This is a genomic window from Blastococcus sp. SYSU D00813, from assembly GCF_054050735.1.
In genome coordinates this window covers 19,522-33,043 of the sequence record NZ_JBJGZX010000008.1, presented here as the reverse complement: position 1 = coordinate 33,043, position 13,522 = coordinate 19,522, and the positions used below count along the sequence as shown (strand labels likewise).

The following is a 13,522-nucleotide window of genomic DNA, read 5'->3' as shown; positions in this document are numbered from 1 at the left end:
GCCCTCAGATCCCGCGCCAGCGCCCGTCGGTGGCGTTGGCGTGGGGCCGGGACTCGAACACGTTGCCCTCGGTCGGGCCGCGCTGGTCGTCCGACGCCAGGGCGAACACCTTGAGCAGCGGGCCGACCAGGGCGTCGTAGACGGCCGGCAGCAGCCGGAACCCGGCCACGACCACGGGGTTGGCGACGCCCGCGTGCACCAGCCGCCGTGGCCGCTCCAGGCGGGCGAGCACCGCCCGCGCGACCCGGTCGGCCGAGTACACCGGGACCGGCGGCCGGCCGGCGCGCCCGGCGTAGGTGGCGCCCTGGTAGTAGATCGGGGTGTTCACGCCGCCGGGCGCGACGGCCGACACGTGCACCCCCGGGGCGTCGCGGACCTCCTGCTGCAGCGTGCGGACCAGGCCCAGCTGGCCCCACTTGGCCGCCACGTAGCTGCCCATCAGCGGCGCGCTCACCTCGGCCAGCAGCGAGCTGACGACGACCAGGTGCCCGGCCCCCTGCCGCCGGAACACCGGCAGCGCGGCGCGGGCGATGTTCGCGGTGCCGTGCAGCGCGGTGTCGACGACGGCCTCGTACACCGCCCGCGGCACGTCCTCGACCCGGCCGTAGGCCATCACCTGCGCCGCGTGGACGACGACGTCGAGCCGGCCGAACCGGCTCACCGCGGTGTCGACGGCGTTCCCGACGGCATCGGCGTCGGCGACGTCGGCCGGGCAGACCAGCACCTCGCCGGCACCGGCCGCGCGCGCCTCGCGGGCGGTGTCCTCCAGGGCCTCGCGGCCCCGGGCCAGGAGCAGCAGGGAGCTGCCCCGGCGGGCGAAGCGCAGCACGGTGGCGCGGCCGATCCCGCTCGAGGCGCCGGTGACGAGGACGGACGGGGGCGCGGCGGACTCCGCGGTGCCGGTCATGGGTCGCGTCCTACCCGGTGGCGTCCGAGACATTCGGCAGGTGACCGAGCAGCCAGCCCGGTCCGGCCACCGCGGCGCCGGCCGGCAGCCGGGCCCGCAGGCCGCGGTCGGCGGTGACGACGAGCAGCGGCTCGCCGGCCGCGCGGGCCTCGGCGGCCAGGGCGTCGTCCCCGCTGCCGGGCGCCCGCACCACCCGGGTCCCCGCCGGCGCCGGCACGTCGCGCGCCGCCCCCTCGACCACCGCGACCAGCGCCGTGACCGTCAGGGGCCGGCCGTCGGGCCCGGGCAGCTCGCGGCCCGGGAGGGTCGCCAGCCGGGCGAGCAGCCGGGCAGTCGCCCCGGCCCGGTCGCGCCACCAACCGTCGGGCCGCGCGCCGAGCACGTTGGCGACGTCGACCAGCAGCACCGGCACGCGCTCCCCCCGTTCCGTCGTCCCCCCGTCCTACCCTGCCGCGCGTGGAGAAGGTGGACTACGTCGACACGTTCATCGCCGTGGCGGAGGACTGCCCGGCCGAGGCCGGCACCGTGCCCCCGGCGACGGCCAAGCCGTCGGTCGCGGCCCTCAGCCACGCCCTGCTGGCGGGCCGGCCGTACGAGCTGACCTCCGCCGACGTCCTGTTCACCGTGCACGCCGACCGCACCGGCGTCCCCGAGGCCGAGCGCCCGGCGGCCCGCGCGGCCTTCTTCGCCAGGGACCAGGCCTGCCTGCGGGCCTCCCCGCTGGGCAAGCGGTACGGCTGGGGCCTGCACGCCGACGCCGAGGGGCGGCTGGCGCTGGTCGGCCGGGAGACCCCCGAGTACGCCGAGCTCGCCGCCGGGCGGGTGCCCGGCAGCGGCGCACCGGTGACCGTGGTGCGGGCGATGCGCAGTTCCCGGGCCCGCTGAACGCTCCTACAGTCCCGGGCATGTGCCGCAACATCCGTCCGCTGTCGAACTTCGCGCCTCCCGCGACGGAGGAGGAGGTCACGGCCGCGGCGCTGCAGTACGTGCGCAAGATCAGCGGGACGACGAAGCCCGCCCGGGTCAACGCCGAGGCCTTCGACCGGGCCGTCGCGGAGGTGGCCGCCGCCTCGGCCAGGCTGCTCGACGCCCTGGTCACGACCGCTCCACCCAAGGACCGCGAGATCGAGGCCGCCAAGGCCCGCGCCCGGTCGGCGGCGCGCTACGCGCGCTGACCCACGCCCGCTGACCCACGCCCGCTGACCCGACACGCGGCGCGACCTGACCGGTTGCGCGCAACGGGCATGAGGGCGGCGGGGACCGGGTAGCCGGGGTGGGATCCCCCTCCCCTGATCCTGGAGTCACCTCATGGCCCGCAACACCCTCTCGCGCTCCCTCCACGACCTCGGCCTCGCCGCCTGGTTCGGCGGCACGCTCGCCAACGCCGTCGCCCTCAACCCCGCCGCCGGCGAGGCGGGCGGATCCAGCACCGGCGCCGTCGCCAACGAGGGGTGGAACCGCTGGACCCCGGTGAACGCCGCCGCGATCGGCGCCCACCTCATCGGCAGCATCGGCCAGCTCGGCAGCAACAGCGGCCGGGTCGCCCAGCAGAAGGGCGTGGCGGGCATGTCGGTGCTCAAGACCGCGCTCACCGCCGCCGCGCTCGGCGTCACCGCCTACAGCCGCGGCCTCGGCAAGATCGTCGACAGCGGCGGTGCCGTCCCGGCGAAGTCGGGCACGAAGCCCAGCAAGCGCACCCGGGCCGACGTCGCGGTCGCCCAGGAACAGCTCGACCGGCTGCAGTGGGTCATCCCCGCGCTCACCGGCGCGCTGGTCGTCGTCAGCTCCTACGCCGGCGAGCAGCAGCGACCCTCCGAGGTGCTGCGCGGCACCGCCGGCCGCTGACCGGCCCGCTGCCGCACCCGAGCACGCCACCACGGGGAGGACCCGCCATGACCCGCAGCACCGGCACGCGCGAGGTCACCTTCGCCGGCAACACCGCGGCCGAGCAGCCGCACGGCTCGGACCGGTCGCACGGCGCCACGGTGTGCCCGGACTGCACCGACGGCCTCGGCAAGCCCAAGCCGGTCGAGCCCGGGTCCTTCCGCGACAGGCTGCGGCACAACAGGCCCGCCTACGTCGCGTGGCGGGTCGGCGTCTTCGTCGTCGGGCTGCTGTTCGTGCTGCTCGGCGTGGCGCTCACGGCCCTGCCGGGCCCGCTGACCATCCCGCCGGTGCTGCTCGGCCTGTGGGTGTGGTCGACCGAGTTCGACTGGGCACGGCGGTTCTTCGCCGCCTTCCGCCGCAAGGCGTCGGCCACGTGGACGCACGCCAAGCAGCACCCGGTGAGCTCCACCGCGGTCACCGTGGGCGGGCTGGTCCTGGCCGGCGTCGCCTTCTGGGCGGTCGGCCACTTCCAGCTGGTCGACAAGGCGACCACCGCGCTCGGCCTCGGCTGAGGGGGTGCCGCGGCGCAGGAGAGCTGCGCCGCGGCACCCCGCTCAGGCCGTGGTGAGGACGACGGGGCCCTCGTCGGTCACCGCCACCGTGTGCTCGACGTGCGCGGCGCGCCGGCCGTCGGCGGTGACGACCGCCCAGCCGTCCTTCTTGTGCTTGTACCGCTCCTCGCCGGCCAGGAGCATCGGCTCGATCGCCAGGGTGCTGCCCGCCTGCAGCCGCACCCGGTCCAGCCCGGTCATCGGCCGGTTCGGCACGAACGGCGGCTCGTGCATGGAGCGCCCGATGCCGTGGCCGCCGTGGTCGGGCAGATGCGCGAAGCCGTACCGCCGGGCGACCGTGTCGATCGCCGTCGCCACGTCCAGCAGCGTCGCCCCGGGCACCGACGCGGCGATGCCCGCGGCCAGCGCCTCCTCGGTCGCCCGCACCAGCCGGGCGTCCTCCTCCGCCGAGGTCTCGCCGATCAGCAGCGTGATCGCCGCGTCACCGTTCCAGCCGTCGACGATCGCGCCGCAGTCGATGCTCAGCACGTCGCCCTCGTGCAACCTGCGTCCGCTGGGCCGGCCGTGCACGACCACCTCGTTGGGTGACAGACACAGCGCGCCGTTGTAGGCCGTCGGCGCCCACGCCGGCTTGTAGCCGAGGAAGGACGACGTCGCGCCCGCCTCGCGGATGCAGGTCTGCGCCAGGTCGTCGAGGTCGCGCAGCTTCACGCCCGGCGCGGCCGCGGCACGCACCGCGGCGAGCGTCTCGGCGACCACCCGCCCGGCGTCCTGCATGGCGTCGAGCTCGAGCGCCGTGCGGCGGGGCAGGGTCGTCGTCTCCACGGCGTCCACGGTACGAGGCGCCCGACCGCCCCCCGCCGGCGTGGCCCGGCCGGTCAGTCCCGGCCGACCTCCCGCGGGTCGGGCGTGCGGAACGGCGGGTCGCCGGCGGCGCGGGGCTCGGGATCGGGGTCGCCCTCGGCGCGGTCGGGGTCCTCGCCCTCGATGCCGAAGCCCTCGGCCGGCGGCGGGGCGCCCGCCCCCGGGTCGGCGGCGGGGATCCCGTCGTCGGTCTTCGGCAGTTCGGGCTCGAGCGGCGCGGACATCGACATGCCCGCGCCATACCCCGCCCGGGACACCCGTTCGGGCGACCAGGTGAACAGCAGGTGGACAGCGGGCATACACCAGGCCCTGATCCGGCCTGTGGCAGGCGGCGGGGGCGACGGAGGAGAGGAGCACGCGCGATGGCCATCACGCACCCGGTACGGGACGAGCACGACGGCGGCAGCCGCGACGAGACGCGGGCCGAGCGCATCGACCGCGAGCTCATGGAGCTGCTCAACGAGCTGCGGGTCGCCCTGCCCGGGGTGCAGTTCCTCTTCGCCTTCCTGCTCGTCGTCCCCTTCCAGCAGGGCGGGGACGAGATGACCGGGTTCCAGCGCGACGTCTACTTCGTGACGCTGATGGCCGCGGTGGCCGCGACCGCGCTGCTGATCGCGCCAGCGGCGCAGCACCGGGCGCTGTTCCGGCAGCACGACAAGGAGGACCTCCTGCGGCGCAGCAACCGCAACGCCTTCCTCGGGCTCACGGTGCTCGCGGTCGCGCTGGTCTCGGCGGTCCTGCTGGTGACCGACGTGCTGTTCAGCCTGCCCCAGGCGGTGGTCGCCGCGGCCGTGGTCGCCGTCCTCGTCGGCTGGCTGTGGATCGGCAGCCCCGTCGTCCAGCGCGCCCGGGGGTCCCGGCAGGGCTAATCCCCGGGCACCTCGCGGGTGTTCTCCGGACGTCGCGGGGCCGTTCCCGCCCGCGACGTCCGCACACCGCCCGCACAGCGCCCGCTCACGCCTCCGCGGGCGACGAGGGAGGGTCACCTACCCTCCCTCGCGTGGCAGCGGCGACGACGGTCGAGGGCGAGCGGGCGCCCGCTCGCCTGCCTGCTCCGGGACGGCGGTGGACGCCGCTGCTCGAGGCGCTGCCCCCGCTGCTGCTCGTGGCGCTGGGCTGCGTCCTGCTCGGCGCCGGGCAGGGGCTGTGGTTCGACGAGCTGTTCACCGCCGAGGTCGCCCGCCTGCCGCTGGGCGACATCGTGCACGCGGCGGTGAGCGGCGAGGCGACGACGAGCTACCTGGCCGGCATCCCGCCGTCGTACAACGCGCCCTACTACGTCGTCGTGCACCTCTGGACGCTCCTGCCCGGTGTCGGCGGCGACACCTCGCTGCGGGCGCTGTCCCTGCTGGCCGCGGCCGGCGGCATCGCGCTGGTCACCCGCGCCGTGGCACGGCTGGCCGGCCGGGCCACGGGCGTCCTCGCCGGCCTCGCCCTCGCCGCGGACCCGCTGCTGCTGGAGCAGGCCGTCGAGGCGCGCAGCTACGGGCTGGCCGTGCTGGCCACCGGCGCCGCGCTGCTCGGCCTGGTCCGCCACCTGCAGGACCGGCCCCGGGGGCTCCTGCTGTTCGGGCTGGCCGGCGCCGGCATGGGGCTCATGCACTGGTACGCGCTCACCGTCCTGGCCGCGTTCGTCGCGGCGGCGGTGCTGCTCCGGGGGCGGCGGGCCGTGCGCGTCGTGGCCGTGGGCGCCCTCGCCGCGCTGCCCACCGGAGCGCTGGTGGCCATGAACCTGCTCAACGGCACCGGCGGCCGCAACGCCGAGCACCTGCGCGACACCGACGGCCGGCTCGCCGACCTCGCCGTCGAGGCCTGGGCCGGCGGCCGCACCCCCCTGCTGTACCTGACCGTCGCGCTCGCGGTCATCGGCGCGGTCCGCGGCCGGGGCGTGCGCGTCGTGGGCGCCTGCTGGGTCCTCGTCCCGCTCGTCCTGCTGCTGCTCGCCGAGCTGGTGCGGCCGGTCTACCTGCCCCGGTACCTGCTGGCCGGCCTGCTCGGGCTCGCCGTCCTCGCCGCGGCCGGCGCCGTGGCCGCTCCGCGGGGCGCCCGGTCCGCCGTGGGCGCCGCGCTCGTCGGCTTCTCCCTGCTGGCCGCCGCCCCGCTGGCCGACCGCGAGCCGCGGGAGACCTCCGACCGGCTGGTCGCGGCCCTCGCGGAGCTGCACCGGCCCGGTGAGCCCGTCGTCGGCGCCGACCTGCGCTCGGCGATGGGGCTCGACCACTACGTGCGCACCGAGGCGCCGCAGCTGCGCGCCGACCTCCTGCTGCCGCCCGACGACGCCCCACCGGACGCCTCCCGCGTGTGGCTCGTCCGCCGGGAGGTCCGGGGCGAGTTCCTCCCCACCGACGACGTCGACCTGCTCAGCGCCGCCGGGCTGTCGGTGACCCGCGAGTGGTCCTTCGCGGGCAGCAAGACGAACCTGGTCCTCCAGCTCTGGACCCGGTGAGCGCCCGGCACCGATGAGTCCACGGCTCCGCCGCCGTCTCCTCGTCGTACCCGCGGCGCTCCGGCCGGACGGGCACCCGGAGGTGGGCAGGTGGCGCTCGCGGTCGAGACCCAGGGCCTGGTCGCCGTGGTCGGCGGCGTCCGCGGGCTGGACGGCCTGGACCTGCGCGTCCCGGCCGGCTGCGTGCACGGCGTCGTCGGCGGAGGCGGGGCGGGCAAGACGACGCTGATCCGCGTGCTCGCCACCCTGCAGCGGCCCGACGCCGGGACCGCGCGGGTGCTCGGCGCCGACGTCGTCACCGCCGCCGAGCAGGTGCGCTCGCGCGTCGGCTGCACCGGGCGGACGGCGTGGTTCGACCCGCAGCTGAGCGGGCCGGTCAACCTGGTGCAGCTCGCCCGGCTGCTCGGCTACTCGCGCGCGGCGGCGCGGCTGCGCGCCGACCAGCTGCTCGCCGGGTTCGGCCTGGCCGACGCCGCGGCGGCCCGGCCGCTCGCCACCTACACCCCGGCCATGCGCCGCCGGCTCGACCTGGCGGCCAGCATCGTCGTCCGTCCCGAGCTGGTCCTCCTCGACGAGCCGACCACCGACCTGGACCCGCACTGCCGCGCCGAGGTCGCCGAGGTGCTGCGTGCCCTGGTCCGCGCCGGGACGACCGTGCTGCTGACCACCCGCGACCTCGACGAGGCCGGCCGGCTGGCCGACCGGCTCTCGCTCCTGGCCGCCGGCCGCGTCGTCGACGAGGGGACGGCGGACGAGCTGCGCACCCGGGCCGCGCCGGCTCAGTGACGGCGGGCGCGCACCGCCCACGCCAGCGAGCGCGCCGACTGCGCCAGCCGCGCGCGCGACGTCCACGCCGAGCGGCCCGCGGCGCGCGGCTCGCGGGCCACCGGCACGCTGGTCAGCGGGCGGCCGGCCACCCCCACGGCCAGCACGACGCTCGGCGAGGGGACGGCGAGCACCGCCTCGCGCACCCGCGGGCCCATCGCCAGGAACGCCCCGGCGTCGGGCGGCAGGCCGGTGAGCCGGGCCGCGACGCGGCGGTGCGCCCCGCCGGTGAGCCGCCGCAGCCGCGAGGTGTAGACCCCGCGCCGTCCGGCGAAGACCGCCTCGACGTCCCCGGCGGCGAGCCGGTCGAGGAGCACCGGGACGGCCTCGGGCGGGTCCTGCAGGTCGGCGTCCAGGCAGACCCACGCGTCGGCGCCGGGCTCGTCGGCCAGACCCCGGGCGATCGCCGCGTGCTGGCCGACGTTGCGCTCCAGCACCGTGACGCCGACCCGCGGGTCGGCCGCCGCGAGCCCGGCGGCCACCCGTGCGCTGTCGTCGGGCGAGGCGTCGACGACCAGCCGCAGCCGCCAGTCCCGGCCGGCCAGCGCGGCGGCCAGCCGGGCGGCGAGCGGCTCCAGGGTGTCGGCGTTGCCGTAGACGGGGACGACGACGGCCACGCCCCCGCCGGTCACCGGTACTCCTCGGCCCAGATCCGCCCCAGCCCCTCCTCCAGGCCGACCGTCGGGCGCCAGCCCAGCAGCCGCGCCGCGGCCCGCGGGTCGCTGACCCAGTCGGCGGTGTCCCAGGACCGGCCCGGGTGCGCCCCGGCGGCGGTGGCGATCCGGCGGCCGGTGGCCCGCTCCGCGGCGGCGACCAGCTCCTCGGTCGAGGTCTGCAGCCCGGTGCCGATGTTCAGCACCTGCCCCGGCGGCAGGTCGTCGGCGGTCGCGGCCCGCACGCAGGCGTCGACCACGTCGCCGACCCACACCCAGTCGCGCCGGCTGACCGCGGCCGGCAGCGGCACGGTGCCGCCGTCGCGGGCGGCGGCGAGGACGACGGGCACCAGCCGGGTGGGGTGGTCGCCGGGGCCGTAGACCTGGAAGGCGCGCAGCACCGCCGCCCGCACCCCGCGCTCGGCCGCCGCGGCCTGCAGCAGCAGCGACCCGGCGGCCTTGGTGGCGCCGAAGAAGCCCCGCGGGTGCAGGGGCGCGTCCTCGGCCAGGGGCGCCGGGCCGGCCGCGTACTCGGTCGAGGACCCCAGCCGCACGACCGCGCGGCAGCGGTCGGGCAGCGCGTCGACCAGCCAGGGGCTGGTGTTGACCGCCACGGTGGCCGCGCGCTCGGCCGGGGTCGCCTTGGCCCGCCCGGCGGCCAGGGAGAAGACGACGTCGGGGTCGGCGGCCCGGACCGCGGCCGCGGCCGCGATCGGGTCGGCCAGGTCGACGTCGCCCCGGCCGAGGCCGACCACCGCCCAGCCGTCGGACCGCAGCCGCTGCACCAGGTGCCGGCCGACGAACCCCCCGGCGCCGGTGACCAGCGCCCTCACCGGCGACCGGCCCTCACGCCGGGGCGGGGACGGCGACGGGCGCGGGCGCGCGTCCCGCGGCCGGCGAGCCGTCGACCGCGGCGGCGAACTCCGCACGCCGGGCGGCGACCGTCGCGGCGTCGGCGGCCCGGAGCCGGTCCAGGCCGGCGAGCAGCCGGGGCACCTCGACGAAGGGGTCCCGGCCGGCCATGTCGGCGGTGAAGGAGCGCCGCAGGAAGGTGAAGTCGGTGCCGAGCCGGACCAGCTCCGCGGCCAGCAGCTCGCTGGGCACCGGCGCGCCGCCCTCGAGCAGCGTCAGGCCCCCGACGCCGAAGGGCTGGGCGACCTCCGAGCGGACGGCGTCCACGGTGCCGTCGACCAGCGGCCCGAAGAGCTCCGTGCTGCGCCGGTCGATGCGCAGGTCGTTGAGGCCGACGTAGACCCGCGCCAGCGGCCGGCGGGCCAGCGCCGCGGCGCGGTCGACGGCGTCCTGGGTCTCCACGAGGATGCCGAGCCCGCAGCGGCCCGCGACCAGGTCGAGGGTGCGGTCGACCTCCTCGGTCCCGCGCACCATGGGCAGCAGCACCTCGTCGGCGCCGGCGGCGACCGCGTCGGCCACCTCGCCCGCCGTCCAGGGGCCGTAGCCGTTCACCCGGCACAGCAGACGGCCGTCGGTGGCCGCCCGCATGCGGACGAGGTCGTCGAGGGTGTCGGCGTTGATCTGGGTGCCCTCACCCCGCTGCCGGCGGTGCTTCCCCCGCCGCTCCCAGTCGACGACGATGCCGGCCGCGCCGGCCGCGACGACGTCCCGGCCCCAGCCGGGGTCCACGCTGAAGAGGAGGAGGTCCACGACCGGTGAGCTTAGGCACACCTAATGGTCGATCGGGAGCCGGTTCGCTCCCGGGCGTGCCGTCAGCCGGCGGCGGGCACCTGCGGCGGGCGGGACGGCGCCTCCCGGGCGGGGACGGCGGCGCCCTCGGCCGGGAACGGCAGCGCGGCGCCGAGCACGTCGATCGCGACCTCGTCGCCGGGCGCGGGCAGCGCCCGGCCGTCCAGCCGGGCGCTCACTGTGCGGCCCGAGGCCAGCAGCAGCCGCACGCGGGCGTCGTGGCCGAAGAAGTCGACCGAGCCCACGTGCGCCACCGCACCGCCGGCGGCAGCAGCGGTCAGCCGCAGCTGCTCCGGGCGCAGCAGCACGGTGGCGGGGCCGTCGGCGACCGGGTGCTCGAGCGGGAGGACGCCGAGCTCGGAGTGCGCCCGGCCGTCCCGGACCTCGGCGTCGAGCACGACGGCCTCGCCGACGAAGGTGGCCACGTCGAGGTCGCGCGGGCGGCGGTACAGCGTGCGCGGGTCGGCCAGCTGCACCAGCCGGCCGCCGCGCAGCACGGCGACCTGGTCGGCCATCGACAGCGCCTCGGACTGGTCGTGGGTGACCAGCACCGCGGTGGCGCCGGTCGCGGCCAGCGCGTCGGAGACCGCCCGCCGGGTCTCCTCGCGCAGCGAGGCGTCGAGCGAGGAGAACGGCTCGTCGAGCAGGACCAGCGACGGCCGCGGCGCGAGCGCGCGGGCCAGCGCCACGCGCTGCTGCTGCCCGCCGGAGAGCTGGTGCGGCGAGCGGTCGGCCAGGGCCGCGTCGAGGCCCACGAGCGCCAGCAGGTCGGCGACCAGCCCGCGGTCGCGGCGCTGCCGGCGCGGCAGGCCGAAGGTGACGTTCCCGGCGATCGACAGGTGCGGGAACAGCCCGCCCTCCTGCGGCACGAAGCCGATCCCGCGCCGTCGTGCGGGCACGCCCCGGCCCTCCCCGGCGACCACCCGGCCGCCGAGCTCGACGGTGCCGCTGTCGGGGTCGTCGAAACCGGCCACGATCCGCAGCAGCGTGGTCTTCCCGCACCCGGAGGGGCCCAGCAGCGCGGTCGTCGTCCCGGTCGGCACGTGCAGGTCGATGCCGGTCAGCACCGCGGTCGGGCCGTAGGACTTCGTCACGTCCAGGACGGTGAGCTCGCTCATGTGGTCAGACCTCGTCGGGCGTCTCGGGAGAGCAGCACGGTAGCCGGGGCCGACAGGAGCACCATCACCAGTGCGTACGGCGCGGCGGCCCCGTACTCCAGCGCGCTGCTGGAGGACCAGAACGCCGTCGCCAGCGTCGTCGTCCCGGTCGGGGCGAGCAGCAGGGTCGCGGTCAGCTCGGTGACCACGGCCAGGAAGACCAGCGCCGCGCCGGCGCCGATGCCCGGCGCCAGCAGCGGCAGCGTGACCCGCCACAGCCGGTCGGGCGCGGAGGCGCCCAGCGAGGCGGCGACGTCGTCGTGCAGCCGCGGCGACTGCTCGACCGCCGCGCGCACGGTGACGATCGCCCGCGGCAGGAAGAGGATCGCGTAGGCGGCCAGCAGCACCGGCACGGTCTGGTAGAGCCAGGGCGTGGCCCGGATGCTCACCGTCACCAGCGCGAGCGCGATGACGATCCCCGGCACCGCGCTGCCCAGGTAGGTGCTGCGCTCCAGCAGCGTGCTCACCGGGCCGCGGCGGCGGACCGCCAGCCAGCCGGTGGGCAGGGCCATCGCCGTCGTCACCGCGGCCGCGGCGGCGGCCAGGCCCAGGGTCGATCCCGTGGTGGTGGCGAGCTCGCCCAGGTCGAGATCGGTGGAGGCGCCGCGCACCAGCCAGGTGACCAGGCTGGCCAGCGGCACCGCCACGGCGAGCCCGACGAGCGCGGTCACGCCGGCCAGCGCCGGGACGGTCAGCCCGCCCAGCCGCACCGGCCGCGGCGGGCGGGCCACCCCCGCGCCGGTCCGGGCGTACCCGTGCCGTCCGCGCAGCCGGATCTCGGCGACCAGCAGCACCAGGCACAGCACGACGAGCACCCCGGCCAGCGCGGTCGCGCCCGGGCCGTTGAAGGTGGCGCGGTACTGGTCGTAGATCGCGGTCGTGAACGTCGGGTACCGCAGCATCGCGAAGGCGCCGAACTCCCCGAGCACGTGCAGCGCGATCAGCAGGCTGCCGCCGAGCACCGCGACCCGCAGCTGGGGCAGCTGCACCCGCCGGAACACCGCCCACGTCGAGAGGCCCAGCCCGCGGGCGGTGTCCTCCAGCGCCGGGTCGAGCCCGCGGAACGCCGCGACGGCCGGCAGGTAGACGAACGGGAAGTACGACAGCGACACCACCAGCAGCGCGCCACCGTAGGTGTCCAGGCCGGGCAGCAGCGAGATCCAGGCGTAGCTGTTCACGAACGCCGGCACCGCCAGGGGCGCCACGAGCAGCACGTGCCAGAACCGGCGGCCCGGCAGCGCCGTCCGCTCGACCAGCCACGCCGCGCCCACGCCGAGGACGGCGCACACGGCCACGGTGCCGGCCACCAGCCGGGCGGTGTTCCAGAGCAGGTCGGCCACCCGCTCGCGGAACACGAGCTCGGAGACGCCGCTCCAGCCCATGTCGGCGACACCGGTGACGATGTGGCCCAGCGGCACCAGCGCCAGCGCGGCGACCGCCGTGGCCAGCAGCACGGTCACCGGCGAGCGGCGCAGGACGGCGGGCGCGCGCCGGCCCCGCGACGGCGGCCGGGGAGCCGCCGTCCCGGGGGCCGGGAGCGACGCCGGGGCGCTCAGAGCAGCCCCACCTCCTGCATCAGCTCGGTGACCCGCTCCTGGTCCAGCCCGCCGGGGTCGACGGCGGGGGCGCCGAGGGTCTCCAGCGGCGGCAGCGCCTCGGCGGAGGCGACGCCGGTGCCGACGGCGTACTCGAGCGCGGAGCTCTGCGCCAGCCGCTCCTGCGCCTCGGGGCTGGTCAGGTACTCGACCAGCCGCTGGGCGTCGTCCTGCTGGTCGGAGGAGGCGAGCACGCCGGCCCCGGAGACGCTCAGGAAGGCGCCGGGGTCGCCGTTGCCGAAGAAGTGCAGGGCCGCGTCGTCGCCGCGCAGGGCGTTCTCGGCCTGGTCCCGGTACCAGTAGTAGTGGTACATGATCCCGGCGTCGATCTCGCCCTCGTCGGCGGCGGTCATGACGGCGGTGTTGCTCTGGTAGACGTCGGCGTTGCGCTCCAGGCCCTCGAGCCAGGCGCGGGTCTCGTCCTCGCCGCGCAGGGCCAGCACCGCGCTGACGATCGCCTGGAAGTCCGCGCCGCCGGCGGCGATGCCGATGCGGCCCTCCCACTCGGGGCCGGCCAGGTCGAGGATCGACGCCGGCAGCTCCTCCTCGGGCAGCTGGGCCGGGTTGTAGACCAGGACCGTGCTGCGGGCGGCGAAGCCGGTCCAGGTGCCCGAGGAGGGCCGGAACTGCTCGCCGACCTGGTCGAGCGTCGCCTGCTCCAGCGGCGCGAGCAGGCCCTCGCGGTCGAGGACGTCGATCGCCGGGCTGTTCTCGGTGAGGTAGACGTCGGCCGGCGAGGCCTCGCCCTCCTGGATGATCTGGTTGGCCAGCTCGGCGTCGTTGCCCTCGCGGAACTCCAGCTCGATGCCGGTCTCCTCGGTGAAGTCCTCGAGCATCGTGCGCACGAGGCTCTCGTGCTGGGCGCTGTAGACGGTCAGGGTCTCGGCGTCGTCGTCCCCGCCGCAGCCGGCGAGCACGCCGGAGACGGCGAGGGCGGACAGGACGGCGGCGGTCACTCGCCCGGGGCTGTACACG

At 77.3% G+C, this 13,522-nt stretch carries 17 protein-coding genes; 7 read left to right on the top strand and 10 right to left on the bottom strand.

Annotated elements, in window-relative coordinates; genetic code table 11:
- Window positions 1-4: 4 nt before the first annotated feature.
- Together ACI8AX_RS07660 and ACI8AX_RS07655 are read right to left on the bottom strand one after the other, a co-directional pair.
- Window positions 5-907, bottom strand: coding sequence for an SDR family NAD(P)-dependent oxidoreductase (locus tag ACI8AX_RS07660; RefSeq protein WP_456549197.1), 903 nt, complete (start codon window positions 905-907; stop codon window positions 5-7).
- 10 nt (window positions 908-917) lie between these two features.
- Entirely contained in the window at window positions 918-1,319 is a 402-nt protein-coding gene (locus tag ACI8AX_RS07655) for a hypothetical protein (protein WP_456549196.1), read from the bottom strand.
- Between the two features lie 44 nt (window positions 1,320-1,363).
- Here ACI8AX_RS07655 and ACI8AX_RS07650 point away from each other — a divergent pair, with 44 nt between their 5' ends.
- The 4 genes from ACI8AX_RS07650 to ACI8AX_RS07635 all read left to right on the top strand — a co-directional run bounded on the left by ACI8AX_RS07650 (window position 1,364) and on the right by ACI8AX_RS07635 (window position 3,306).
- A complete protein-coding gene (locus ACI8AX_RS07650) occupies window positions 1,364-1,792 on the top strand; it encodes a DUF6157 family protein (protein WP_456549195.1) in 429 nt (142 codons plus the stop codon).
- Window positions 1,793-1,812: 20 nt separating this feature from the next.
- A complete protein-coding gene (locus ACI8AX_RS07645; protein ID WP_456549194.1) occupies window positions 1,813-2,082 on the top strand; it encodes a DUF2277 domain-containing protein in 270 nt (89 codons plus the stop codon).
- Window positions 2,083-2,215: 133 nt separating this feature from the next.
- Window positions 2,216-2,752, top strand: coding sequence for a hypothetical protein (locus tag ACI8AX_RS07640; protein ID WP_456549193.1), 537 nt, complete (start codon window positions 2,216-2,218; stop codon window positions 2,750-2,752).
- Window positions 2,753-2,799: 47 nt separating this feature from the next.
- Window positions 2,800-3,306 carry a PGPGW domain-containing protein gene (locus ACI8AX_RS07635; RefSeq protein ID WP_456549192.1) on the top strand — a complete coding sequence of 169 codons (507 nt, stop codon included), beginning with the start codon at window positions 2,800-2,802 and terminating at the stop codon, window positions 3,304-3,306.
- A 42-nt stretch (window positions 3,307-3,348) separates the two neighbouring features.
- On the opposite strand, the gene map is transcribed toward ACI8AX_RS07635, so the two are convergent.
- Together map and ACI8AX_RS07625 are read right to left on the bottom strand one after the other, a co-directional pair.
- Window positions 3,349-4,131 carry a type I methionyl aminopeptidase gene (map, locus tag ACI8AX_RS07630; RefSeq protein WP_456549191.1) on the bottom strand — a complete coding sequence of 261 codons (783 nt, stop codon included), beginning with the start codon at window positions 4,129-4,131 and terminating at the stop codon, window positions 3,349-3,351.
- Between the two features lie 53 nt (window positions 4,132-4,184).
- A complete protein-coding gene (locus tag ACI8AX_RS07625) occupies window positions 4,185-4,469 on the bottom strand; it encodes a hypothetical protein (RefSeq protein WP_456549190.1) in 285 nt (94 codons plus the stop codon).
- 63 nt (window positions 4,470-4,532) lie between these two features.
- Here ACI8AX_RS07625 and ACI8AX_RS07620 point away from each other — a divergent pair, with 63 nt between their 5' ends.
- The 3 genes from ACI8AX_RS07620 to ACI8AX_RS07610 all read left to right on the top strand — a co-directional run bounded on the left by ACI8AX_RS07620 (window position 4,533) and on the right by ACI8AX_RS07610 (window position 7,402).
- On the top strand, window positions 4,533-5,039 hold the full coding sequence (locus tag ACI8AX_RS07620; RefSeq protein ID WP_456549189.1) for a DUF6328 family protein: 507 nt from the start codon (window positions 4,533-4,535) through the stop codon (window positions 5,037-5,039).
- 131 nt (window positions 5,040-5,170) lie between these two features.
- Complete coding sequence (locus tag ACI8AX_RS07615) at window positions 5,171-6,616, top strand: hypothetical protein (protein ID WP_456549188.1); 1,446 nt, start codon at window positions 5,171-5,173, stop codon at window positions 6,614-6,616.
- A 90-nt stretch (window positions 6,617-6,706) separates the two neighbouring features.
- Window positions 6,707-7,402: an ATP-binding cassette domain-containing protein gene (locus tag ACI8AX_RS07610; protein WP_456549187.1), complete on the top strand. Its 696-nt coding sequence runs from the start codon at window positions 6,707-6,709 to the stop codon at window positions 7,400-7,402.
- On the opposite strand, the gene ACI8AX_RS07605 is transcribed toward ACI8AX_RS07610, so the two are convergent.
- From ACI8AX_RS07605 to ACI8AX_RS07580, 6 genes are all read right to left on the bottom strand, one after another.
- On the bottom strand, window positions 7,396-8,073 hold the full coding sequence (locus tag ACI8AX_RS07605) for a glycosyltransferase (protein WP_456549186.1): 678 nt from the start codon (window positions 8,071-8,073) through the stop codon (window positions 7,396-7,398). The genes ACI8AX_RS07610 and ACI8AX_RS07605 overlap by 7 nt on opposite strands.
- Window positions 8,070-8,927, bottom strand: a complete 858-nt coding sequence (locus tag ACI8AX_RS07600; RefSeq protein ID WP_456549185.1) for an NAD-dependent epimerase/dehydratase family protein — start codon at window positions 8,925-8,927, stop codon at window positions 8,070-8,072. Before ACI8AX_RS07600 ends, ACI8AX_RS07605 begins: the two co-directional genes overlap by 4 nt.
- A 13-nt stretch (window positions 8,928-8,940) precedes the next feature.
- Window positions 8,941-9,756 carry an aldolase/citrate lyase family protein gene (locus ACI8AX_RS07595; RefSeq protein WP_456549184.1) on the bottom strand — a complete coding sequence of 272 codons (816 nt, stop codon included), beginning with the start codon at window positions 9,754-9,756 and terminating at the stop codon, window positions 8,941-8,943.
- A 62-nt stretch (window positions 9,757-9,818) separates the two neighbouring features.
- A complete protein-coding gene (locus ACI8AX_RS07590; RefSeq protein ID WP_456549183.1) occupies window positions 9,819-10,913 on the bottom strand; it encodes an ABC transporter ATP-binding protein in 1,095 nt (364 codons plus the stop codon).
- Window positions 10,910-12,412 (bottom strand): ABC transporter permease, encoded by a 1,503-nt coding sequence (locus tag ACI8AX_RS07585; protein WP_456549182.1) that lies wholly within the window; start codon window positions 12,410-12,412, stop codon window positions 10,910-10,912. Before ACI8AX_RS07585 ends, ACI8AX_RS07590 begins: the two co-directional genes overlap by 4 nt.
- Window positions 12,413-12,504: 92 nt before the next feature.
- Window positions 12,505-13,503 (bottom strand): iron ABC transporter substrate-binding protein, encoded by a 999-nt coding sequence (locus tag ACI8AX_RS07580; protein WP_456549181.1) that lies wholly within the window; start codon window positions 13,501-13,503, stop codon window positions 12,505-12,507.
- Between the last annotated feature and the right edge of the window lie 19 nt (window positions 13,504-13,522).